The sequence below is a fragment of the Sphingobacterium faecale genome (assembly GCF_016746095.1).
In the GTDB taxonomy this organism is placed as follows: Bacteria; Bacteroidota; Bacteroidia; order Sphingobacteriales; family Sphingobacteriaceae; genus Sphingobacterium; species Sphingobacterium faecale.
In genome coordinates, this window is the sequence record NZ_JAERTY010000002.1 from 277,842 (window position 1) to 301,401 (window position 23,560).

Here is a 23,560-nt window from a genome sequence, read left to right on the forward strand (position 1 = left end):
TCAGTTTAAGAAAGTGGCTAGATTAACAAAAAATCAAAAAGCGGCACTATCCAAAATTGAAGCTGGTAAAGCGTACACTTTAGCAGATGCTACGGCATTGGTTAAAGAGATTACTATGACTAAATTTGATGCTTCTGTGGATATCGACGTGCGTTTGGGCGTAGATCCACGTAAAGCGAATCAAATGGTTCGTGGTATTGCAACATTGCCTCACGGAACTGGAAAAACTGTGCGCGTTTTAGTATTGTGTACTCCGGATAAGGAGGAAGAAGCTAAGGCGGCAGGTGCAGATTACGTAGGCCTTGACGACTATATCAGTAAGATTGAAGGTGGTTGGACTGACGTTGACATCATTATTACTATGCCTTCGGTTATGGCTAAAGTAGGTAAATTGGGACGTATATTAGGACCAAGAAACTTAATGCCTAACCCTAAGACTGGTACAGTAACTACAGAAGTAGGTAAAGCTGTAACAGATGTGAAAGGTGGTAAAATTGATTTCAAGGTTGACAAGACAGGAATTATTCACACTTCAGTTGGAAAGGTGTCCTTCCCTGCGGAAAAAATTTATGAGAACGCATTAGAAGTATTGCAAGTTATCTCTAAATTGAAACCTTCTGCGGCTAAGGGAACATACTTCAAGAGTATCCATATCTCATCTACGATGAGTCCTGGTATTCATGTTGAAACTAAATCAGTAGCAGGAATTTAATCATGAGAAAAGAAGAAAAACAAGAAATTGTTCAAGCTTTAGCCGAACAGATTAAATCTTACGGTAATTTCTATATTACTGACACTGCTGATTTATCTGTTGAAAAAATCAATGGAATTCGTCGCAAATGTTTCGAACAAGATATTATCATTCAAGTTGCTAAGAACAGCTTGATCGAGAAGGCTTTGGTCGAAGCAGGAATTGACTCTGAGGAATTAAAGAGCGTGCTAAAGGGTGCGTCCACTTTGTTATTCTCTGAGACAAGTAATGCGCCGGCAAAATTGATCAAGCAATTACGCAAAGAGGGCGATAAGCCAGTGTTAAAAGCTGCTTATATCCAAGAAACAGCTTTCGTAGGCGATGATCAATTGAATGCACTAGTTAACCTTAAATCTAAGGAAGAATTGGTTGCGGATATTATTGCGGCATTACAATCACCTGCGAAGAATGTTATTTCTGCTCTTCAATCGGGAGGAAATACAGTTTCAGGTTTGTTGAAAGCTTTAGGAGATAGAGGCTAACGAACGTCTCTCAAATAAAAGTTCGTAAACTATTAAAAAATAATTATCTAAGAAAATTTTAAAAATCAAAATAAAATGGCAGATTTAAAACAACTTGCTGAACAGTTAGTTAACTTAACGGTAAAAGAAGTTAAAGAATTAGCTGATATCTTAAAAGATGAGTACGGTATCGAGCCTGCTGCTGCTGCTGTTGCAGTTGCTGCTGCTCCTGCTGAAGGTGGCGCTGGTGCTGCTGAAGAGAAAACATCATTTGACGTTATCTTGAAAGAAGCTGGTGGTCAGAAATTAGCAGTAGTTAAATTAGTTAAAGATTTAGCTGGCTTAGGCTTGAAAGAAGCTAAAGATTTAGTTGACGGTGCTCCTAAAGAATTGAAAGCTGGTGTTTCTAAAGACGAAGCAGAAGCATTGAAAAAACAATTAGAAGAAGCTGGTGCTGTTGTTGAGATTAAATAATTTCGCATAGAGCCCAAAAGAGATTAGACTCTGATAGTTTCTATCAGAGTCTATTCCTGTTTTAATGTATTGAAGAGGATCATACGTGTACTGGCGCATGATTTTTAGAGTGACAATTTACAGTACAATTAAGCTCAGTTTTTTTAAACTAAAATCTTATTCCCTTGGCAAACAATAATATTCAAAAGGAAAGAGTCAACTTTGCTACAAGTAAGAAGGTAATTGATTATCCGGATTTCTTGGACGTGCAATTGGAGTCTTTCAGGGAGTTTTTTCAATTGGAAACTACTTCTGATAATCGCCATCAGGAAGGGTTGTACAAGGTTTTCGCGGAAAACTTCCCTATTTCTGATTCAAGAAACATTTTCGTGCTAGAGTTTTTGGATTATTTTATCGATCCCCCTCGTTACGATATTCAAGAATGTATCGAGCGTGGCCTAACTTATAGCGTGCCTTTAAAAGCAAAGTTAAAGTTATCTTGTAATGACGAAGAGCATGAAGATTTCGAAACGATCGTACAAGACGTATACTTAGGTACAATACCGTACATGACACCAAAGGGTACTTTCGTTATCAATGGTGCGGAGCGCGTTATCGTATCTCAGTTACACCGTTCTCCTGGTGTATTTTTTGGTCAGAGTAGACATACAAATGGTACTAAACTTTATTCTGCAAGGGTAATTCCTTTTAAAGGATCTTGGATTGAATTTGCGACAGACGTTAATAACGTCATGTACGCCTATATTGATCGTAAGAAAAAGTTCCCAGTTACTACCTTGTTACGTGCTATCGGTTATGATTCAGATAAGGATATCTTAGAATTATTCGACCTAGCAGATGAAGTAAAAGTTAGTAAATCGGGATTGAAGAAATACGTTGGTCGTCGTTTGGCGGCAAGGGTATTGAACAAATGGACAGAAGATTTCGTAGACGAGGATACTGGTGAAGTGGTATCTATCGATCGTAACGAGATTATTCTTGAACGTGAAACTGTTTTGGAAGAAGATCACATTGACTTGATCATCGACGCTGGTGTAAAATCCATTATATTGGCGAAGGAAGATGAAGCTAATAATGCGGACTATTCTATTATATATAATACCTTACAGAAAGATACGTCTAACTCCGAGAAAGAAGCGGTTGAGCATATCTATCGTCAATTGCGTAACGCTGAACCACCTGATGAGGAAACTGCTCGTGGTATCATCGATCGTCTATTTTTCTCAGACAAGCGTTACGATTTAGGAGATGTAGGTCGTTACCGTATCAATCGTAAGTTGCAATTAGGTAAGGATGCCGATACGAAAGTATTGACACGTGAAGATATTATCGCTATCGTTAAGTACTTGATCAACTTGATCAATTCTAAAGCGGAAGTGGATGATATCGACCACTTGTCAAACCGTCGTGTACGTACTGTAGGTGAGCAATTGTATGCTCAATTCGGAGTCGGTCTAGCTCGTATGGCTCGTACTATTCGGGAGCGTATGAATATTCGTGATAACGAGGTGTTCACACCTACGGACTTGATCAACGCACGTACATTGTCATCGGTTATCAATTCGTTTTTCGGAACGAATCAATTGTCTCAATTTATGGATCAAACGAATCCATTGGCAGAGATTACGCACAAACGTCGTCTGTCAGCGTTAGGTCCCGGTGGTCTTTCTCGTGAGCGTGCCGGATTCGAGGTTCGTGACGTTCACTACACACACTATGGTCGTCTTTGTACTATCGAAACTCCAGAGGGACCAAACATTGGTTTGATTTCTTCTTTGGCGGTTCACGCGAAAATCAATAACCTTGGTTTTATCGAGACACCATATCGTAAGGTGAAGGATGGTCGTGTAGTAGTAGAAGAACCTGTTATCTATTTATCTGCTGAGGACGAGGATGAAAAAACAATCGCGCAAGCGAATGCGATATATGACGATAAAGGTAATTTCGAAGATCCAAAAGTAAAAGCTAGATACGAGGGTGACTTCCCGGTTATCGAGCCTGAGAAATTGGATTTGATGGACGTTGCGCCAAACCAGATTACTTCTATTGCGGCTTCTCTTATTCCATTCTTGGAGCATGATGATGCCAACCGTGCATTGATGGGATCAAACATGCAGCGTCAAGCTGTTCCGTTGTTGCGTCCGCAAGCACCTATCGTAGGTACTGGTCTTGAGGGACGTGTAGCATCCGATTCTCGTACATTGATCAATGCTGAAGGCACAGGTGTGGTGGAGTATGTCGATGCAGAAGAGATTAAGATTCGCTATGATCGTACAGATGATGACCGTTTGGTATCGTTTGATGATGATGTGAAAACATATCGCTTGATTAAATTCAAGAAAACCAACCAGAATACGTGTATCAACTTGAAGCCTATCGTTAAGAGAGGTCAAAAAGTCGTTAAAGGACAGGTATTGTGTGAAGGTTATGCAACAGAAGATGGTGAATTGGCATTGGGCCGTAACTTGAAAGTCGCATTCATGCCTTGGCAAGGATACAACTTTGAGGATGCGATCGTGATCTCGGAGCGTGTAGTGTCTCAAGATATCTTTACTTCCCTTCATATCGAAGAGTTTGAATTAGAGGTTCGTGATACCAAACGTGGTGAAGAGGAGTTAACTGCTGATATTCCAAACGTTTCTGAAGAGGCTACTAAGGACTTGGATGAAAACGGTATTATCCGCGTAGGAGCTGAGGTAGGAGAAGGCGATATCTTGATCGGTAAGATTACACCTAAAGGAGAATCTGATCCTTCACCAGAAGAGAAGTTATTGCGTGCTATTTTTGGTGACAAAGCTGGTGACGTAAAAGATGCTTCTTTGAAAACTCCTCCTTCGATAAAAGGGGTCGTGATCGATACAAAATTATTCTCCCGTGCTAAGAAAATGTCAAAAGAAGTCGAGAAAAAGGCTTTGGAGAAATTGGAAGTTACGCACGAGAAGAACTTAAGAGTATTAAAAGATCGTTTGGTCGATAAGTTATTTACGATTGTAAACGGCAAAACCAGCCAAGGTATCTATAATGTGTATAAAGAGCTGTTGTTAGCTAAAGGTGCTAAATTCACTCAGAAGATCTTAATGGACTTAGACTATGCAAACGTTAACCCGTTTGGATGGACTACAGACGAAGACAAAAATGAGATGATTAAAATGTCACTTCATAACTACAACATCAAACTAAATGAGGAGCTAGGTGCTTTCAAACGTGATAAATTTGCAGTTTCTGTAGGGGATGAGCTTCCTTCTGGTATCGTTCAGATGGCTAAAGTTTATGTCGCTAAGAAACGTAAGTTGAAAGTGGGTGATAAGATGGCTGGTCGTCACGGTAACAAAGGTATCGTAGCACGTATTGTACGTGACGAGGATATGCCTTTCTTAGAAGATGGAACGCCAGTAGATATCGTGTTGAACCCGCTGGGTGTACCTTCACGGATGAACTTAGGTCAGATTTATGAAACAGTCTTAGGATGGGCCGGTCAAAAATTAGGCGTTAAGTTTGCTACTCCAATCTTCGATGGTGCAGAAATGGATCAGGTAGAAGAATGGGTAGATAAGGCAGGTTTACCAAGATCAGGTCGTACGTACTTGTACAACGGTCTTACAGGTGATCGTTTTGATCAACCGACTACTGTTGGGGTTATCTATATGTTGAAATTAGGACACATGGTAGATGATAAGATGCACGCACGTTCGATCGGACCATACTCGTTGATTACACAACAGCCATTAGGTGGTAAAGCACAGTTCGGTGGTCAGCGTTTTGGTGAGATGGAGGTTTGGGCATTAGAGGCATTCGGTGCATCTAATATCTTACAAGAGATCTTGACTGTGAAATCGGATGACGTTGTAGGTCGTGCTAAGACATACGAAGCCATTGTTAAAGGTAATAACTTACCTACTCCATCTGTTCCTGAATCGTTCAATGTATTGGTACATGAGCTTCGCGGTTTAGGTCTAGATATCACATTAGATTAATCAAGCAAAGAAATGAGCTTAGGAGGCGTAAGCCTCTTAAGCTTTTACATACATCTTTAAGTTATACAACGTATGTCTTACAAAAAAGATAATAAAATTAAAAGTAACTTTACCTCCATTACCATTAGTTTGGCTTCTCCGGAAACTATCCTAGAGCGTTCAAGTGGAGAGGTTACTAAGCCCGAAACGATCAACTACCGTACTTACAAACCAGAGCGTGATGGTTTATTCTGTGAACGTATTTTCGGTCCTGTAAAGGACTACGAATGTCACTGTGGTAAATATAAACGTATTCGTTATAAAGGTATCGTATGTGACCGTTGTGGTGTTGAAGTTACCGAGAAAAAAGTACGTCGTGAGCGTATGGGACACATCAACTTGGTGGTTCCTGTAGCACACATCTGGTACTTCCGTTCACTTCCGAACAAAATAGGTTATTTATTAGGTCTTCCAACGAAGAAGTTGGATATGATCATTTACTACGAGCGTTATGCCGTTATCCAACCAGGTATCAAGGAGGATGATGGTATCTCGTACATGGATTTCCTAACAGAAGAAGAATATTTGGATATTTTGGATACCCTTCCAAAAGAAAACCAATATTTGGATGACAATGATCCTCAGAAATTCATCGCTAAGATGGGGGCAGATGCTTTGGAAGAATTATTAAAGCGTCTTGACCTGGATCAATTGTCGTACGACTTACGTCACCAAGCAGCTAATGAAACTTCACAACAACGTAAAAACGAGGCGTTAAAGCGTCTTCATGTTGTAGAAGCTTTCCGTGGTGCTAATACACGTATCGAGAATAGACCAGAGTGGATGATCGTTAAGATCGTTCCTATCATCCCACCTGAGCTACGTCCTTTAGTACCTCTAGATGGTGGTCGTTTTGCGACTTCGGATCTAAACGACTTATACCGTCGTGTTATTATCCGTAACAACCGTCTTAAGCGCTTGATCGAAATTAAAGCTCCTGAAGTAATCTTACGTAACGAAAAACGTATGCTTCAAGAGGCTGTCGACTCGTTGTTTGACAACTCACGTAAGGTAAATGCAGTGAAAACTGAAGGTAACCGTGCGTTGAAATCATTATCTGATATTTTGAAAGGTAAACAAGGTCGTTTCCGTCAGAACTTATTGGGTAAGCGTGTCGATTATTCTGCTCGTTCAGTAATTGTTGTAGGACCTCATTTGAAATTACACGAATGTGGTATTCCTAAAGATATGGCTGCTGAGCTTTACAAACCATTCATCATTCGTAAGATGATCGAAAGAGGTATTGTAAAGACGGTAAAATCAGCTAAGAAAATTGTGGATCGCAAAGATCCGGTAGTATGGGATATCCTTGAAAATGTTTTGAAAGGACACCCTGTATTATTAAACCGTGCTCCAACGCTTCACCGTTTGGGTATTCAGGCTTTCCAACCTACTTTGGTAGAGGGTAAAGCTATCCAATTACACCCATTAGTGTGTACAGCATTTAACGCGGATTTTGATGGTGACCAGATGGCAGTACACTTACCACTAGGTAATGCTGCAATTTTGGAAGCCCAAATCCTAATGTTGGCAGCTCATAACATCTTGAACCCTGCCAATGGCTCACCGGTTACTGTACCATCTCAAGATATGGTATTGGGTCTTTATTACATTACTAAAGGCCGTAAATCCGATGATTCTCGTAAGATGAGAGGTGAAGGTAGTATTTTCTATTCTCCGGAAGAGGTAATCATAGCTTTGAACGAGGATCAGGTGGATCTTCACGCATGGATCAAAGTGAGAACCGAGGTTCTTACGAAGTCTGGGCAGATGGAGCAGCAGATTATTGAAACTACAGTAGGGCGTGTAATCTTTAACCAAATTGTTCCTGAGGAAGTTGGATATATCAATGAGATTTTAACTAAAAAATCTTTACGTAACGTTATCGGTGAGATTGTTAAGTCTACCGGTATGGCACGTGCTGCTAAGTTCTTGGATGATATGAAGGAACTAGGTTTTGCAACGGCATTTAAAGGTGGTTTATCTTTCAACTTGCAAGATTTAAATATTCCTGCTGCTAAAGCGGAATTGATTACGCAAGCTACCAATGAGGTAGATGAGGTGATGAATAACTATAACATGGGTTTCATTACAAACAACGAGCGTTACAACCAGATTATCGATATTTGGACGCGTATCAACAACAGGTTGACTGCGCACGTAATGGATATCTTGTCTAATGACAACCAAGGATTCAACTCTGTATACATGATGTTGGATTCTGGAGCCCGTGGTTCGAAAGAGCAGATTCGTCAGCTATGTGGTATGCGTGGTTTGATGGCTAAGCCTCAGAAATCAGGTAATTCAGGTGGTGAGATTATCGAAAACCCAATTTTGTCAAACTTTAAAGAAGGTTTGTCCGTATTGGAGTACTTTATCTCCACTCACGGTGCGCGTAAAGGTCTTGCGGATACGGCCCTTAAAACAGCCGATGCGGGTTACTTGACTCGTCGTCTACATGACGTTGCACAGGATATGATTGTTGTTGATTTCGATTGTGGTGGATTACGTGGTCTTTATACAACAGCATTGAAAGATAATGATGATATTATCGAACCATTGTATGACCGTATTTTGGGACGTACACCGCTTCATGATGTTTACCATCCTGAAACCGATGAGCTTATCGTCGCTGCTAATGATGATATCACAGAAGAAGTTGCTGCTGCAATTGACGAAGCAGGTATCGAAGGTTTAGAAATTCGCTCGGTATTGACTTGTGAGGCTAAACGCGGTGTGTGTGCTTGTTGTTACGGACGTAACTTAGCGTCAGGTAAACGTGTTCAAATGGGAGAAGCTGTCGGTGTAATCGCAGCGCAGTCTATTGGTGAGCCAGGTACACAGTTGACACTTCGTACCTTCCACGTGGGTGGTACTGCATCGAATATTGCCAATGAGTCTACTATTATCGCGAAGTATGAAGGTACTGTAGAGTTTGAGAACGTTCGTACCGTTGAGAAAGAAGGTGAGGAAGGATCTTACCAAGTGGTACTTGGTCGTTCGGGGGAAATCAAATTGGTGAATGCAGATCGTAAAGTTATGTATCAACAGATTATCCCTTATGGTTCTAATCTTTATGTAAAAGAAGGCGATAAGGTTGAAAAAGGTACTAAACTTGTTGATTGGGATCCATATAATGCGGTGATTATTTCGGAATTCGCGGGTAAAGTTGAATTCGATGCAATTATTGAAGGAGTAACTTTCCGTGAAGAATCTGATGAGCAAACTGGTCACAAAGAGAAGGTAATCATTGAGACACGTGATAAGACTAAAAACCCAACGATCAAGGTTCTTGATAACAAAGGGGAAATTATCCGTTCCTACAATATTCCGGTAGGGGCGCACGTTTCGGTTTCTGACGGACAAAAAGTTAAAGAAGGTGCAGTATTGGTTAAGATTCCTCGTTCGACAGGTAAAACTCGAGATATTACAGGTGGTCTACCCCGTGTTACAGAGCTCTTTGAGGCTCGTAACCCTTCGAATCCAGCTGTTGTAACTGAAATCGATGGTGTTGTTTCATTAGGTGGTGTTAAGCGTGGTAATCGCGAGGTATCTATTGAATCACGTGATGGTCAAGTGAAGAAGTACTTGGTACCTCTTTCCAAACATATCTTGGTTCAGGATAATGACTTTATCAAAGCAGGTATGCCATTGTCTGATGGACAGATTTCTCCAGGTGATATTTTGTCAATCAAAGGCCCTGCGGCTGTACAAGAGTATATCGTAAATGGTATTCAAGAGGTGTACCGTCTACAAGGTGTGAAGATTAACGATAAGCATTTTGAGACGATTGTACACCAAATGATGCAAAAGGTCAATATTGAAGATCCAGGAGATACACGTTTCTTAGAAAAAGAAGCTGTAAATAAATGGGACTTCATGGAGGAGAATGATTCATTGTATGATAAGAAGGTAATTGTTGAATCGGGGGATTCTAACGAATTGCGCCCTGGACAGATTGTTACCCTACGTAGATTGCGTGAAGAGAATTCACTCTTGAAGCGTCAAGATATGAAGCTCGTAGAAGTTCGTGATGCTATCCCAGCGACATCTAGCCCATTACTTCAAGGTATTACTAGAGCTTCGTTAGGTACTAAATCATTTATTTCAGCAGCTTCCTTCCAGGAGACTACGAAAGTTTTGAATGAAGCAGCGATCGCTGGAAAACGTGATCATCTATTAGGCTTGAAAGAGAACGTAATTGTAGGACACTTAATTCCTTCAGGTACGGGTCTTCGTCAATATGGTAATATCATCGTTGGATCGCGTGAAGAATACGATCAGTTATTAGCTTCTAAAGAAGAGGATTAATCCTTTCTTGGAAGAATTGTAAAAAGGGTTTGTCCAGACGGACAAGCCCTTTTTTATTCTAAGGTTGTGCTCCGAAAACGATTTCGTATATATGTGTCCATTAATACACTTTTTTCTTAATAAACTTGGCTATTATTGTATTTAATTAGCATTAAAGCATGAATATTTTAGAACGTTTTTCTTTAGCGAATAGAGTCGTTGTTGTGACAGGTGGGACAGGTATTCTAGGTAAAAACTTTGTGAAAGCCATTGCGGAAGCTGGCGCTAAAGTGTGTATAATAGGAAGAGATCTAATGAAGGCTAATGAGCGAGTAAAGCTCGTCGAGGATCTAGGCGCTGAAGGCTTAGCGATAGCAGGAGATGTTTTAGATGAACAGTCTATGTTGTTAGCATGCCAGCAGATCGTAGACAAATGGGGCACTATTGATGCTTTGGTCAATGCCGCAGGTGGAAATATACCAGGTGCTACCATAGGCCCAGATCAAGATCTATTTGCCTCTAATGTGCAGGATACAATTAAGGCAATTGAACTGAATCTGTTTGGGACGATAATACCTACACATATATTTGGAAAGATTATCGCAGAGAAAGGAAAGGGAGTGATTATCAATATCGGCTCTCTGTCTTCTAGTCAGGCTATAACAAGAGTATTAGGGTATACAGTTGCGAAGAATGGTATTGTAGGCTATACCAAGTGGATGGCTACTGAGTTGGCTTTGCGCTATGGAGACAAAGTTCGTGTAAATGCGATCGCACCAGGTGTGTTTTTGACCGAACAGAATAGAACATTGTTGACTAATCCAGATGGAACATTTACTGACCGGGCGCAGCGTTTTGTTAATGGTACTCCGTATTCCCGTTTAGGTGATCCCAGTGAATTAGAGGGAACCCTTATTTACTTGCTGAGTGACGCATCTGCTTTTGTTTCTGGAGAAACCGTGTACGTAGACGGTGGCTTTAACGCATGGACAGGTGTATAATTAAGAAGAAAGAATGAAGAAATTTGAACAAACTTGGAGATGGTACGGTCCGGATGACCCAGTCTCTTTACAAGATATTAGACAGGCAGGTGCTACTGGTGTAGTCACGGCATTACATCATGTGCCCCATGGGGAAGTATGGACAGTATTGGATATCCTTGAACGGAAGCGTATTATAGAGGAAAGTGGACTTTCGTGGTCCGTTGTTGAGAGTGTACCAGTGCATGAAGTCATAAAGACTAGAGGTAGCGAAGCAAAGCGATATATCGAGAACTATAAACAAACACTTGAAAATCTAGCTTCCTGTGGAATATATATCGTTACCTACAATTTTATGCCAGTATTGGATTGGACGCGGACGATGCTCGATAAGGAAATGGAAAATGGCGCAAAGGCTCTCTATTTTGATTGGACCGACCTAGCTGTATTTGATATTTATATATTGAAGAGACAAGGCGCTGATAAAGACTATTCTGAGGAAATCGTAACGGCTGCTAAGCAACGTTTTGAAGAATGTTCGACCGAGGATTTGGCTTTGTTAACTCAAGTGATATTGATGGGGATTCCTAGCGAAAAAGATATCTCGTTGGCAGATCTTCAAAATAGTTTAAACGTATACTCCAACATCGGACTTGATGGACTTTTGAGCAATCTCTTATGGTTTTTAGAGGAGATTCGTGAGGTTTGCGAGATCAACGGGATACAGATGGCACTGCATCCGGACGATCCACCTTATGCGATTTTAGGTTTACCTCGTATAGCCAGTAGTAAAGAGGATTACCTTCGGATAATAAAGGGCGTTGATAGTGAATTTAATGGAATCTGTTTTTGTTCAGGATCGTTAGGAGCAGGTAAAAGTAATGATGTCTTGGAAATAGCCGAAGCTGTTAAACAGCGTGTGTATTTTGCACATTTTAGAAACGTTAAAAAGGATAGTGTTGGCAATTTTTTTGAAGCTGATCACCTTGATGGCGATGTGGATATGCCGAGTCTTCTCCGAATATTCATTGAGGAAAATCAAAAGAGGCTACGGCCTATTCCTTTTCGTCCTGACCACGGGCACCAGATGCTAGATGATCTGAACAAAGTCACCAACCCTGGCTACTCTGCTATTGGTAGGCTACGTGGCTTGGCTGAATTAAGAGGAGTAGAGCTGGGCCTGATAGCCCTTATGTAAGCATAGTCGATTTTCGGAGCTGGATAGAGGTTTCTAAAAGAATAGTTTGAAAATCTATCTGACTCCGATCTCTTTTTGAGTTTATAAGATCTAGAAGTAACCGTAATGCAGTACTGGCCATTTCTTCTGTAGGCTGGTGGACGGTAGATAATGCAGGGTTAAGGCTATTTGCAAACTCTATATTGGAAAAACCAATAACCGCAATTTCTTTTGGGACCTGTATTTTTAGGTCTGCAAGGACTCCAAGCACACGTGTAGTCAACGTCTCCGTTGTACCCAATATAGCGTTAGGCGGGTCGTTAGAACGCATATGCCTAATAATAATTTTTTTCAGCCCCTCATCTATTTTTGTTAAGGATTTTCTGTAATCTATATAGATGATATTTTCCTCTTTAATTGGGATGTTATAATCTTCAAGGGCCTTTCGATATCCTTCCAGGCGGTATTGGGTTACACCAATATTTTTACCACAGAACGCTATTATATTTTTTCTATTTATTTTTATGAGCTCCTCTGTCGCTAGATAGGTACTCCTGACATTGTCTATACCTACCTTATGGGTGTCGAGATTATAGTGTATACGATCAAAGATAACCACAGGACAGTTATTATTATGAATGTCGGATAATAATTGTTGATTAGAGGTTTCGCTCACCGGAGCTATCAGAATACCGTCTACACCTTGATTGGTCAATGTCAATAGTGCTCTCTCTTCATCCTTCTCGTTATCGATACTCTGCATAAGGATAAAGTTGTAACTATTGTGTATTGCGCTCTTATGCAGGTATCGTAGTAATTGAGCAGAAAAAGAAGTTTGGATATTGGGGAGAAGAACACCAATGTTATTGGTCTTTCCTAGCTTTAGATATTTGGCTAAAGGATTAGGTTGGTAATTGTGTCGCTGAGCAAATTCTCTAACTTTTCTCTTTGTTTCTTCACTTATCTCGTAACTGTCATTCAACGCTTTTGAGATAGTAGATGGGGATAAGTGTAATCTTTTAGCTATTTCTTTTAAGGTGATTTTGGCCATATCGGTCGGATTCTATGGAGCCTAATATACAAAAAAGGAGGCCATGTTTGCCTCCTTTCATGACTTATCGTAAGTCTATGCTTTCATATCCTTTATACCTATCTTTAGAGAAGGTAAAAGTGCTTTCAGGAAATTTCTGACCTAAATATAATGACTTGATAGTATAAGTGAACCTATTACCTGACTTGTCAAATATAACAACATCATGTATATGGTTGTTTTCGTTTATGCGTAATTTTATTTTAAAATAGTTGGTTTTAGTATCTAAAGGTGATAACTCTACTACACGTAAAACCTCTTTTTTTCCATTTTTACTAAACTCTTCTTGGGGCATACCGACATACTTATACCCTTTTTTATAGAATGAAAAAAGATTGTTCGGACCTATTGTGTTGTCATCATGTTCAGCATCCGTGATCTGGACTTCTTTTATGTCATGGGAAATACTCCATACTGTCTTTCCGTCGGATAGTATTTCCTGGTCTTCCATTTTGATCGCATACTGCTTTTTGGGTTTATTGAAATACATGACGCCTGTATTGTTATAAGTTGTTTTGTTGGCATCATGTACCGTAAGTTCGAACTCCGAACGAATGGTTTTGTAGGCGTCGTACTTTTTGGAAACTGCATTTAATACTTTTGCTGCATTAGGATCTGTTTGTCCCAGTGCTATTGTAGCAATAACCGTACACATCAGTGTAAAAATAATTTTCTTCATATTAATCAGCTTTTCTCAATGTCTCTAAAAACTGTTCTAAAGAGTATTCATCCGGGTATAAGACTTCTCTGGCTTTGCTGCCCTCAAATGGACCTACAATACCTGCAGCCTCCAATTGATCGATGATACGTCCAGCTCTATTGTATCCTAACTTTAACTTCCGTTGTATTAGTGAGGTAGAGCCTTGTTGATGCATGACGATAAGACGAGCTGCCTCTTCAAATAGCTGGTCTCTTTCTGACATCTCAAAATCCATGGAGCCTGACCCGTCGCCCGATTCGTCGATATACTCCGGTAGCATGAAAGCAGAAGGGTACCCCCGTTGAGCTCCAATAAAATCAGATATACCCTCCACTTCTGGTGTATCGACGAATGCACATTGTATGCGTATAAGGTCACTACCTGTCGCTAAAAGCATATCTCCTCGTCCGATAAGCTGATCCGCACCTCCAGAATCTAAGATAGTTCGAGAGTCAACCTTCGATAGCACTCTAAATGCGAGCCTTGCTGGGAAGTTGGCTTTAATAGTACCCGTAATAATATTGACCGAAGGTCGTTGGGTAGCAATTACCAAATGTATACCCACAGCACGGGCAAGTTGTGCCAGTCGTGCAATAGGTGTTTCCACCTCTTTTCCGGCTGTCATCATCAAATCTGCAAATTCATCAACAATAAGAACTATGAATGGTAAGAATCGATGTCCCTCCTCAGGGTTTAATCGTCTATTGACAAATTTAACATTATACTCTTTTAAATTCCTCACCTGTGCATTTTTTAAAAGATCATAGCGCTGATCCATCTCAATACAGAGTGAGTTTAAAGTGTTTATAACTTTCTTCGTATCGGTGATAATCGCATCATCTTCGTTAGGAAGTTTAGCAAGGAAATGCCGTTCTACCTTTTTGAATAGAGATAGCTCTACTTTTTTAGGATCTACGAGAACAAATTTCAATTCGGCAGGATGCTTTTTGTAAAGTAAGGAGGTCAATATCGCATTAATACCTACCGATTTACCTTGGCCTGTAGCCCCAGCAACTAATAAATGGGGCATCTTAGCCAAATCGGCTATATATACCTCATTGGAAATAGTCTTACCTAACGCAATAGGTAGATCCATATCTGTTTTCTGAAATTTCTCTGTTGATATCACTGAGCGCATCGATACCATTTCTGGCGTACTATTCGGTACTTCAATACCTATCGTACCTTTACCCGGCATTGGGGCAATAATCCGTATTCCTAAAGCGGCTAGACTTAATGCAATATCATCCTCAAGATTTTTAATTTTAGAAATCCGAACCCCTGGTTTGGGAATGATCTCATAGAGGGTAACTGTCGGGCCAACTGTGGCTTTGATATGCTCGATTTCAATATTATAATTCCTCAACGTTTCTACGATTCTGTTTTTATTGGCTTCCAGTTCTTGTGGATTTATTGTTATTTTGCCAGTGCCATAGTCTTTAAGTAGTTCTAATGTAGGATGTTGATAGCTTGATAAGTCTAGTTTAGGATCATATTCTCCAAATTGGGCTACTAAATCGCTTGCAGAGATCGATTTTTCTTCTTTTTGTTCTTCAATAGTCAGTGTAGGTTCATTTATCTCGTCTTGTACAGGCGTAATATCAAGAGGTGGATCTACCGTTAATTCTATTGTGGTATTTTCTAACAATGTAGTTGACTCAACAGATGACTTCGTTTCAAAGCTCAGACTATTTGTGAGTTCTATATCATCCAACATAGGGTCTTCACTTTCTGCTTCTTTGTTTTCTACCCGTAGATGTGCATACCGATCATTAAGACTAGGCGATATAGAATTCGTTACGTTTCTGTTTCGCAAGGTATTGGAAACTTCAATTATAGCCCCATCTATATTAACGTCGTCGCCTTCCTCTTGTTCTTCTAAAGGTGAGATGTTTTCTCTTTTAATTGTCGAACTCCTGTTTTCTTTTTGATCCTCAAATTCTTTTTCTGCATTGTCTGGATTGTCTTTTTGGATTGAAGACTGAAAAGAGAACTTAAGGTCGAGATTATAAATTAATATCAACGCCGTCAGGTAGCAGAAAATTAATAATCCTCCCACACCATATTTTCCGATTTGCGTATTTAAGAGCTGATTGGTCCAAAATCCAAATTTCCCTTCCAATATATGGGGCGTTTCAGTAATATATTCCTGTATAAAACCAAGCGTAACTGAAAGGAAGATGATTCCAATAAAAGAGTAGAGAAGAGTTTTCCAAACAGGAAGTATCGACTTTTTATAAAGTAGTTTGTAACCGACAACGAAGAGAATCAGAATAAACAGAAACGAAGCTATACCAAACCACTCAAAAATAAATAGATTGGCTAAGAGAGCTCCTAATTTTCCTAACTTGTTTTCTACAATAGGAAGTTCAACGCCTTCTGTCTGTAGTTCTACATTAGTGTTAAATAGTGTTTTCCAACCGCCATTGGTGGCAGCAATATAGCTTTGATCCTCTTTCCAAGTAAACAGGTAAGATGTAAATGCAACAGCCAATAAAAAAGAACTTAGTATCAAGAAGAGACCAATTATCTTTAAGGCCTTTCTTTGCCCTTCCGAAAAATCGATATTATCAAAAGATTTTGCGAATGAAGGAGTTTTTTTTATAGTGGGTGTTGCAGTATTCTTCGTTTCTTTTGTATTTCGACCCTGACTGCTATTTTTAAATGTATTGCCTTTGTATGCCATGAAAATGTTATACTTTACCGTATACAAACTTATTAAAAAAAAATGGGAGAAATGTATTGTTCTTAGGGATTTGTAAGGTATGTGTAGCATTTGCTTTATACCGTTCGTTTTAATCATTAAATTAGTATTTTGTTGTTAGTCATGAAGTATAAATATTTTGTCTTGTTTTTTTTAATAGCATTATTCCTGAGCAGTTGTGTAAAAGATGATGACTTAAAGCAGTATGATAGCCCAGGAGACTTATCTAGTTTGGCGACCTTTAATGCTGTTCCGGCAACTTCCGAAATGAATCTTTTTTTCGATGGTGTAAGGTTCAATAAGACAAATGAGAAGTTTTCTTTCCGTGAATTCATGCCGCATCGAAATGTCTATCCAGGTGAGAAAAAGCTCCTTATAGAAGGAGTAACTACAAGTGGAGGAAAGATTAGGACTTCGCGGGACATATCTTTGCAGGCTGGCAATATATATAGTTTATTTCTTTACGAGGAGGGAGGTGTTCAGGCTTTGCTCTCTAAGGATAATATTGTAGTACCTAAAAACGGGTATGCAAAAGTTAGACTGGTACATATGGTTAAAGATGCTCCGGCTCTTAGTATGTGGGATCAAGAAGGGAGGCAGCCTTTATTTAGTCATTTACCTTTTAAAGGTATTACCGAATTTATAGAGGTTAAAGCGAATGAGAGTATGAGTGTGAAAATCATACCTAGCGGAAATGAAAAACAAAATCTAGAGATTTTACAGACTTTCGTCCCCGAAAATAGAGCGTTTTATACACTGATGGTCGTCGGTTTACTCCATGCAAAGGATGAAGACGATGAAGTGTCTCTCCAATCTATAAAATTTTAGGTGAACTCTTATTATTTTTTTCGTCTATCGTTGTTTTGGCGTTCTTGTAATGTGCTTCTCAATAGATCATTGAAATCTTCAACAACTTGGAAGAATTGTGATGCTCTGGCTTGTCCAAGGATCTTTGCGAATTCTTCTCTATATTTTTTTTTAGTTTCGACTTCTTTTGCATCAAAAGCAATTACATCACGTTTTACTCCTGTGAAAGAGTTCGCCTGCTGAGGAGTTTCTCCTCTTTTTGCCCGTTTTAACTCTCTTAATTCATCACTATACTTATTGTATATAGGGAAAAATTTCTGAGCTTCACTCGGCGTTATCTTGAGTTCTTTGGTGATATAAGCAATTTTCTCACTTTCAATCGCCTCAAAGTTTCTTTGTTGGGCAAATGTTATCGAAAGGGAGATCAGCAATAAGAAAAGTGTAGTTAAAATATACTTTAAACGTAACATTATAGCATGTAATTTAAATATTCCTTTATATCCTCGTCAGCTATTGTATTATCTATGTGATTTTGGCTAGCGGTATCTTCTTGTTCTATAAATTTTGTCAGGTGGATGAGTTCTTCTCCTTCCGAAATCTGAGCCAGATACTCTAAAATCTCTTCATCACTTACTTCGCCAAGATTAATTTTGGTCGTGTTTGTCTGAAGTTCGGCCTTAGAATTAGAAGATGGAGCTTGCTTTAATGTAAAATAAGAACCAAATCCTATAAGAAATGCTATTGCCGCAGCAGAAATAAAGTTTATCCAGTTTCTATCTCTGTTGATCGCAATAGTTTTTACTTCGTCATCTTTTCTATATGCAGATGTTTTGCTTTTAATAGTATCAGATAAGGATTTGAAATAATCTAGCGGTATCGAGTAACCATCAGAATGGATTTTTGATTTAAGTACTTCTTCTGACCTTTTCGTTGCTACATCTTTTTCTAATGAAGAAAAATAGTCGATAGGAATGCTAAAACCACTGTCAATGACCTTTTCTTTAAGCTTAATTTCTGAAATTTGGGCCCGTATTGAATATTCTAGATTTTCGAAATAACCCTGAGGCACATCGGCAGATGAAGTCACCTGTTCTTTAATCCTAATTTCTGATTTCTTAATTAAAATAGATTCTTCGAGTTGCTCAAAATAGTCTTTTTGCAGGCTATAACCATCAGATGCCGGTAACGCACGAGATTGAAAAGTACGGACTTTAACTTCCGTTAGAATAAATTCTTTCTGTTTTGTAAAGAAATCATTGGGTGTAGAAAAAGGTGTCACACGTAGTGAGTTGGGAAGATGGTTTTCTTCCATATGCTCGTTGTATATGTCTCTTTCTCTCATGGTCTATGTATAGATAGGTTCTTAGGAAAAAGGTTTAATCGTTGTTGTTAAAAAAGTTTTCAACCTTCTTAACTGCTAGATGGTAGGATGCTTTCAGAGCACCTACACTAGTTCCTAATATTTCAGAGATCTCATCGTATTTCAAATCTTCGAAATATTTCATATTAAAAACCAAACGTTGCTTTTCTGGAAGCGTCAAGAGGGCTTGTTGAAGTTTCATCTGCGCCTTGTCTCCGCTGAAATAAGTCGTGTCGGCTAATGTTTCAGAAAGGTACGAAGAATTGTCGTCATCAAGAGATACGTTGTGCTTTTGTTTTTTCTTATTTAAGAAAGTAATACATTCATTTGTGGCGATACGGTACAGCCAAGTGTAGAGTTGTGAATCTTCTCTAAATTTTTCTAAGTTTCGCCATATCTTGATGAAAATATCTTGGGTCACGTCATCCGCATCGTCATGATCAATGACCATGCGTCTGACATGCCAATATATTTTCTGTTGATATTTTTTTAACAAATGACTGAACGCCGCTTCTCGTGTACGTTCGTCTGCAAACATAGCTATGATTTGCGCGTCTTCCATTTGATTTATTTTCTACTGATAGCTTTACGTGCGGCAGCTACTATACTGTTGGCATTAAGCCCATATTTTTCCATCAACTGTGCCGGTGTGCCCGACTCTCCGAAGCTATCGTTGACAGCGACATATTCTTGTGGGGTAGGTAGTTTTTGAGCCAATACCTGAGCTATACTATCACCTAGTCCCCCAAGGCGGTTATGTTCCTCAGCTGTTACGACACATCTTGTTTTTGCTACGGATTTTAGGATAGCATCTTCATCCAATGGTTTAATGGTATGGATATTTATGATTTCTGCGTTGATCCCCAGTTTTTCTAACTCTTCGCCGGCTTGTATAGCCTCCCATACAAGATGTCCTGTCGCGATGATGGTTACATCTGTTCCTTCATTAAGCATAATAGCTTTTCCGATTTCAAAGTTCTGATCGGCAGGGGTGAAGTTTGGTACTACAGGCCGGCCAAAACGTAGGTATACAGGCCCCACATGGTTTACCAACGCAATCGTTGCGGCCTTAGTTTGATTGTAGTCACAGGTATTTATAACAGTCATCCCCGGTAACATTTTCATTAAGCCGATATCTTCTAAAATCTGATGAGTAGCTCCATCTTCACCTAATGTAAGTCCCGCATGTGAAGCACAGATTTTAACATTTTTATCGGAGTAGGCTACGGATTGGCGGATCTGATCGTAAACACGGCCTGTGGAAAAGTTAGCGAAAGTACCTGTAAAAGGTATTTTCCCACCAATAGTAAGTCCTGCTGCAATTCCTATCATATTAGCTTCGGCGATACCAATTTGGAAAAATCGTTCCGGAAATTCCTTAATGAATGCATCCATTTTAAGTGAACCGATCAAATCGGCGCAGAGTGCTACGACATTGCTGTTCATTTTGCCTGCTTCTAACAGGCCCGCTCCAAAACCCGAGCGTGTATCTTTAGATTCTGTAAAAGTATATTTTTTCATTATATTATAGATGTGAGATACAAGGTATGAGATTACTACTATATGGTTATAATCTCATTTTTAATATCTGATTTCTAAAAGTCTATTTTAAATTAGTAATCTCCCAAAGTTCTAGGGATTTGATTAAGAGCTGATTCTAATTGCTCATCATTTGGAGCAGCACCATGCCATTTGTGAGTGCCCATCATATAGTCTACACCAAATCCCATTTCGGTGTGTAATAATATGACCACAGGCTTTCCTTTCCCAGTACGGGATTTTGCTTCTTCTAAGCCTGCAATTACTGAAGCCATATCATTTCCCTTGTTCACATCCAGTACGTCCCAACCAAAAGCTTCCCATTTAGCTCTTAAATCTCCCAGTGATAATACTTGGTTTGTAGGACCATCGATTTGCGCTCCATTGTAATCAACAGCAGCAATGATATTATCTACTTTGTTATGTGGTGCATACATTGCAGCTTCCCATACTTGGCCTTCTTGCAGTTCTCCGTCTCCCATCAACACATAGACTAAACGGTTGTCGTTGTTTAGCTTCTTGGCCTGCGCAGCTCCAACAGCGACAGAAAGCCCCTGTCCTAAAGAACCTGAGGCAACGCGTATTCCCGGAAGGTGCTCGTGGGTGGTAGGATGTCCTTGTAATCGTGTGTTAAGTTTGCGGAATGTAGATAACTCACTTACCGGAAAATAACCCGCTCTAGCCAAGGTGCTATAAAACACAGGGGAGATATGTCCATTGGACAAGAAAAATAAATCTTCGTTTTTTCCATCCATTTGGAAAGAAGTATCATGTTTCATGGCGTGAAAATACAGTGCTACAAAGTAGTCTGCACATCCTAAAGACCCTCCTGGGTGACCAGATTGACAGGCATGTACCATACGTACAATGTCACGTCTTACCTGAGAAGCGATTTGCTCGAGATTGTTAATATCTACACTCATCTTTAATTGAATTTCATAATGTTTATTCGTAAAGGTAGTGAATTTTGAATATTTAGGGGTATTATTTGCATTTTTAATTGTTGTCGGTTATGGAATTGGAATGGATTGTGCATCCCTAGTCAAATCTTAGATTCAAAATGGTTAATAAAACAGATTATTGTATGAAAAAAATTGTTTTTTGTGTTTCATTTTTCGGTATGGTATTGCCTAGTATTGCACAAAACAAGCACAGTGCAAGCGCAGAAGTAAAAGAAGTAACTGTCTATGCCAATGGCGCTCAGGTGCAGAATCGCATTCAAGTAAACTTACCCGCCGGTAGTAGTGACTTGGTGATCAATAATGTGGCCAGCGACTTGGATGAACGGAATATCCAGATCAGTGGGCCCGATTATCTCTCTATATTATCCGTAGCCAAGACACGAGCTGAAGATGTACAGATCACTAATCCTGCTCATCAAAAGCTCAAGGATTCATTGGATTTGTTTACCGTTGACAGAGAATTGTTAGGGAATAAACTGGACGCAGCGCGTGGGGCTTTGCAGATTTTGACTAACCAGAATTTGTTGGGCGGTGGAGATGGCAAGATTGATATCGCAGACCTCTCCAAGCTGGTGGACTATTATCAGCTTAAATCGGTAAATCTTAATAAGGATATATCTACTCTGAGCAAAGAAATCGAACAGTTGGATAAACGGATAGCTAAAATTCGGGAGGGATTACGTATGTACACAGGAAATGGAGGCCAACTAAAGTTGCAAGTTACTTCCACTCGCAGTGGAAGTGTTGCGATGGAAGTACGCTATATGACTTCTGCAGCGAGCTGGCAAGCTTATTACGATTTGAAGGCTGCTTCTGTGTCGTCTCCATTGAAAATGTACTACAAGGCTGGCGTCTCGCAAAGCTCAGGAGTGGATTGGAGGAACGCTAAGTTGATTCTGTCAACCGGTAATCCTGCCGTAGGAGGAACTGCGCCAATTCTATCGCCATCTTATGCTGTAATCCGTAATCTAGATGACGCAATTTTTGCAAATTTAAGTGTACAAAACAGAACGCAGAATAAGATACAATCTATGAGTGCAAAGTCTATACGGGCAGCGGTTGCCGCAGATGCTAAGTACGCCGAAGAGCTTGCTATTCCAGCCATTAGCATGGTCGAAAATCAGTTGAGTACGACCTTCGATATTGAGGTTCCTTATACTATCTTGTCAAACGGACAACCTCATAGTGTAGCACTGAAAGAGTTTACACAGCCAGCTATCTATAAGTATTATGCCGTGCCAAAATTGGATAAGGATGCCTTCTTGATGGCTGAGATTACAGATTTTCAGAAATTAAACCTTATACCAGGTGAGGCGAATGTTTCCTTCGAAAATATGTTTGTGGGTAAGTCCTATATCAACCCGAACGTAACTGTGGATACGTTGAATCTTAGCCTTGGTCGGGATAAGGGAATATCTATAAAAAGAGAAAGGATAATGGATCAAAAGAGTACACAGATTTCAGGTAGTTGGAAGAGGCAGGTGTTTACCTATGAGATTAAAGTCAGGAACAATAAATCCAGCGAGGTTGATATCTTGTTGAAAGATCAATACCCTATTTCTACGGATAAGTCAATCGAAGTGGAGTTATTGGACGCTAAATCTGCGCATGTTAATACAGAAACAGGAATTGCGACCTGGACACTTCGATTAAAGCCTAACGAAACACAAACTTATAGAATCAGCTATTTAGTAAAATCACCAAAGGATAAGACCTTAGATTTTAATTAAGCCTCTCATCTAAACAAAAGGCATCGATTATTTCGATGCCTTTTGTTTAGTTGAATATAGACCATGTTGACCAAGGTATTCTACTGAGTATAAGTATTAATCCGATAGTGTACATAATGAATACCTTTTGGTTGGCTGCGTAATCTTCTTTTGCTTTTTTAGCCTTGGAGTAACCAATAGTAATCAAAACTATCGCTATAAGCATAGTCAACGGGTGTTCGATTACTTTAAACCGTAATTCAGAACTTTTCATAGTGCCAGCTGAAAACAGGGTATAGTATTTTAGGGTGAAAAAGTAAATTAGACCGATCAATAACTGAAGGTGTGCACTGATAAAGCCGATTAATGCTACTTTACGGTTGTAAGGTTTAGCTTTAAAATAATTGACAGCTGTAATGATAATTGAAATAACCAAAGCAGCCAATAAGATGATCGCTAGGGTGGAGTGTAGATGTTTCATTCCTGTTAACATGATTTATAGTTTAAGTTCTCTCTTTTGTTTTTCTTTTTTTAATAATGATT

The 23,560-nt window shown here is 39.5% G+C and carries 18 protein-coding genes; 9 read left to right on the plus strand and 9 right to left on the minus strand.

Translation table 11 applies throughout. The annotated features are described in order from the left end of the window. The first annotated feature begins 13 nt into the window (after nt 1–13). The 7 genes from rplA to uxuA all read left to right on the plus strand — a co-directional run bounded on the left by rplA (nt 14) and on the right by uxuA (nt 12,167). Nucleotides 14–712, plus strand: a complete 699-nt coding sequence (rplA, locus tag JKG61_RS04200; protein WP_133585305.1) for a 50S ribosomal protein L1 — start codon at nt 14–16, stop codon at nt 710–712. Nucleotides 713–714: 2 nt separating this feature from the next. Continuing rightward, a complete protein-coding gene (rplJ, locus tag JKG61_RS04205) occupies nt 715–1,233 on the plus strand; it encodes a 50S ribosomal protein L10 (RefSeq protein WP_202101735.1) in 519 nt (172 codons plus the stop codon). Nucleotides 1,234–1,308: 75 nt separating this feature from the next. Beyond that, nucleotides 1,309–1,686 (plus strand): 50S ribosomal protein L7/L12, encoded by a 378-nt coding sequence (gene rplL / locus JKG61_RS04210; RefSeq protein WP_093365835.1) that lies wholly within the window; start codon nt 1,309–1,311, stop codon nt 1,684–1,686. Between the two features lie 164 nt (nt 1,687–1,850). Continuing rightward, on the plus strand, nt 1,851–5,660 hold the full coding sequence (gene rpoB, locus JKG61_RS04215; protein ID WP_202101736.1) for a DNA-directed RNA polymerase subunit beta: 3,810 nt from the start codon (nt 1,851–1,853) through the stop codon (nt 5,658–5,660). A gap of 72 nt (nt 5,661–5,732) precedes the next feature. Further along, on the plus strand, nt 5,733–10,010 hold the full coding sequence (gene rpoC, locus JKG61_RS04220; RefSeq protein WP_202101737.1) for a DNA-directed RNA polymerase subunit beta': 4,278 nt from the start codon (nt 5,733–5,735) through the stop codon (nt 10,008–10,010). A gap of 158 nt (nt 10,011–10,168) precedes the next feature. Beyond that, nucleotides 10,169–10,990: an SDR family oxidoreductase gene (locus tag JKG61_RS04225; protein ID WP_202101738.1), complete on the plus strand. Its 822-nt coding sequence runs from the start codon at nt 10,169–10,171 to the stop codon at nt 10,988–10,990. Nucleotides 10,991–11,003: 13 nt separating this feature from the next. Continuing rightward, nucleotides 11,004–12,167, plus strand: coding sequence for a mannonate dehydratase (uxuA, locus tag JKG61_RS04230; RefSeq protein WP_202101739.1), 1,164 nt, complete (start codon nt 11,004–11,006; stop codon nt 12,165–12,167). Here the strand turns inward: uxuA and JKG61_RS04235 are convergent. The 3 genes from JKG61_RS04235 to JKG61_RS04245 all read right to left on the minus strand — a co-directional run bounded on the left by JKG61_RS04235 (nt 12,160) and on the right by JKG61_RS04245 (nt 16,622). Beyond that, nucleotides 12,160–13,197: a LacI family DNA-binding transcriptional regulator gene (locus tag JKG61_RS04235; RefSeq protein WP_202101740.1), complete on the minus strand. Its 1,038-nt coding sequence runs from the start codon at nt 13,195–13,197 to the stop codon at nt 12,160–12,162. The two genes, uxuA and JKG61_RS04235, sit on opposite strands and share 8 nt — an antisense overlap. Before the next feature lie 64 nt (nt 13,198–13,261). Beyond that, nucleotides 13,262–13,915, minus strand: a complete 654-nt coding sequence (locus JKG61_RS04240; protein ID WP_202101741.1) for a LolA family protein — start codon at nt 13,913–13,915, stop codon at nt 13,262–13,264. A gap of 1 nt (nt 13,916) precedes the next feature. Next, the gene (locus tag JKG61_RS04245) at nt 13,917–16,622 is read right to left on the minus strand and encodes an FtsK/SpoIIIE family DNA translocase (RefSeq protein ID WP_202101742.1); all 2,706 of its coding nucleotides are present in this window, start codon (nt 16,620–16,622) and stop codon (nt 13,917–13,919) included. Between the two features lie 141 nt (nt 16,623–16,763). Between JKG61_RS04245 and JKG61_RS04250 the strand changes: the two genes are divergently transcribed. After that, nucleotides 16,764–17,468, plus strand: coding sequence for a DUF4397 domain-containing protein (locus JKG61_RS04250; RefSeq protein WP_202101743.1), 705 nt, complete (start codon nt 16,764–16,766; stop codon nt 17,466–17,468). An 11-nt stretch (nt 17,469–17,479) separates the two neighbouring features. Here JKG61_RS04250 and JKG61_RS04255 read toward each other — a convergent pair whose 3' ends face one another. The 5 genes from JKG61_RS04255 to JKG61_RS04275 form a co-directional block, all read right to left on the minus strand. Beyond that, nucleotides 17,480–17,917, minus strand: a complete 438-nt coding sequence (locus tag JKG61_RS04255; protein WP_237249369.1) for a hypothetical protein — start codon at nt 17,915–17,917, stop codon at nt 17,480–17,482. Beyond that, nucleotides 17,917–18,759 carry a hypothetical protein gene (locus JKG61_RS04260; protein WP_202101744.1) on the minus strand — a complete coding sequence of 281 codons (843 nt, stop codon included), beginning with the start codon at nt 18,757–18,759 and terminating at the stop codon, nt 17,917–17,919. Before JKG61_RS04260 ends, JKG61_RS04255 begins: the two co-directional genes overlap by 1 nt. 64 nt (nt 18,760–18,823) lie before the next feature. After that, nucleotides 18,824–19,369 (minus strand): RNA polymerase sigma factor, encoded by a 546-nt coding sequence (locus JKG61_RS04265; RefSeq protein WP_202101745.1) that lies wholly within the window; start codon nt 19,367–19,369, stop codon nt 18,824–18,826. Between the two features lie 5 nt (nt 19,370–19,374). Then, the gene (locus tag JKG61_RS04270) at nt 19,375–20,328 is read right to left on the minus strand and encodes a transketolase family protein (protein ID WP_202101746.1); all 954 of its coding nucleotides are present in this window, start codon (nt 20,326–20,328) and stop codon (nt 19,375–19,377) included. Nucleotides 20,329–20,420: 92 nt separating this feature from the next. Continuing rightward, on the minus strand, nt 20,421–21,269 hold the full coding sequence (locus tag JKG61_RS04275) for a transketolase (RefSeq protein ID WP_202101747.1): 849 nt from the start codon (nt 21,267–21,269) through the stop codon (nt 20,421–20,423). 161 nt (nt 21,270–21,430) lie between these two features. On the opposite strand from JKG61_RS04275, the gene JKG61_RS04280 reads away from it, so the two are divergent. Beyond that, nucleotides 21,431–23,038 carry a DUF4139 domain-containing protein gene (locus JKG61_RS04280; RefSeq protein WP_202101748.1) on the plus strand — a complete coding sequence of 536 codons (1,608 nt, stop codon included), beginning with the start codon at nt 21,431–21,433 and terminating at the stop codon, nt 23,036–23,038. Nucleotides 23,039–23,084: 46 nt separating this feature from the next. Here JKG61_RS04280 and JKG61_RS04285 read toward each other — a convergent pair whose 3' ends face one another. Next, a complete protein-coding gene (locus JKG61_RS04285; protein WP_202101749.1) occupies nt 23,085–23,498 on the minus strand; it encodes a hypothetical protein in 414 nt (137 codons plus the stop codon). Nucleotides 23,499–23,560 lie beyond the last annotated feature (62 nt).

Coding starts and splice junctions, on each gene's coding strand:
- rpoC (WP_202101737.1), top strand. CDS start 5,733: ATGTCTTACAAAAAAGATAATAAAATTAAAAGTAACTTTACCTCCATT.
- JKG61_RS04275 (WP_202101747.1), bottom strand. CDS start 21,269: ATGAGTGTAGATATTAACAATCTCGAGCAAATCGCTTCTCAGGTAAGA.
- uxuA (WP_202101739.1), top strand. CDS start 11,004: ATGAAGAAATTTGAACAAACTTGGAGATGGTACGGTCCGGATGACCCA.
- JKG61_RS04285 (WP_202101749.1), bottom strand. CDS start 23,498: ATGAAACATCTACACTCCACCCTAGCGATCATCTTATTGGCTGCTTTG.
- rplL (WP_093365835.1), top strand. CDS start 1,309: ATGGCAGATTTAAAACAACTTGCTGAACAGTTAGTTAACTTAACGGTA.
- JKG61_RS04240 (WP_202101741.1), bottom strand. CDS start 13,915: ATGAAGAAAATTATTTTTACACTGATGTGTACGGTTATTGCTACAATA.
- JKG61_RS04255 (WP_237249369.1), bottom strand. CDS start 17,917: ATGTTACGTTTAAAGTATATTTTAACTACACTTTTCTTATTGCTGATC.
- rplJ (WP_202101735.1), top strand. CDS start 715: ATGAGAAAAGAAGAAAAACAAGAAATTGTTCAAGCTTTAGCCGAACAG.
- JKG61_RS04265 (WP_202101745.1), bottom strand. CDS start 19,369: ATGGAAGACGCGCAAATCATAGCTATGTTTGCAGACGAACGTACACGA.
- JKG61_RS04235 (WP_202101740.1), bottom strand. CDS start 13,197: ATGGCCAAAATCACCTTAAAAGAAATAGCTAAAAGATTACACTTATCC.
- JKG61_RS04250 (WP_202101743.1), top strand. CDS start 16,764: ATGAAGTATAAATATTTTGTCTTGTTTTTTTTAATAGCATTATTCCTG.
- JKG61_RS04270 (WP_202101746.1), bottom strand. CDS start 20,328: ATGAAAAAATATACTTTTACAGAATCTAAAGATACACGCTCGGGTTTT.
- JKG61_RS04260 (WP_202101744.1), bottom strand. CDS start 18,759: ATGGAAGAAAACCATCTTCCCAACTCACTACGTGTGACACCTTTTTCT.
- JKG61_RS04280 (WP_202101748.1), top strand. CDS start 21,431: ATGAAAAAAATTGTTTTTTGTGTTTCATTTTTCGGTATGGTATTGCCT.
- JKG61_RS04245 (WP_202101742.1), bottom strand. CDS start 16,622: ATGGCATACAAAGGCAATACATTTAAAAATAGCAGTCAGGGTCGAAAT.
- JKG61_RS04225 (WP_202101738.1), top strand. CDS start 10,169: ATGAATATTTTAGAACGTTTTTCTTTAGCGAATAGAGTCGTTGTTGTG.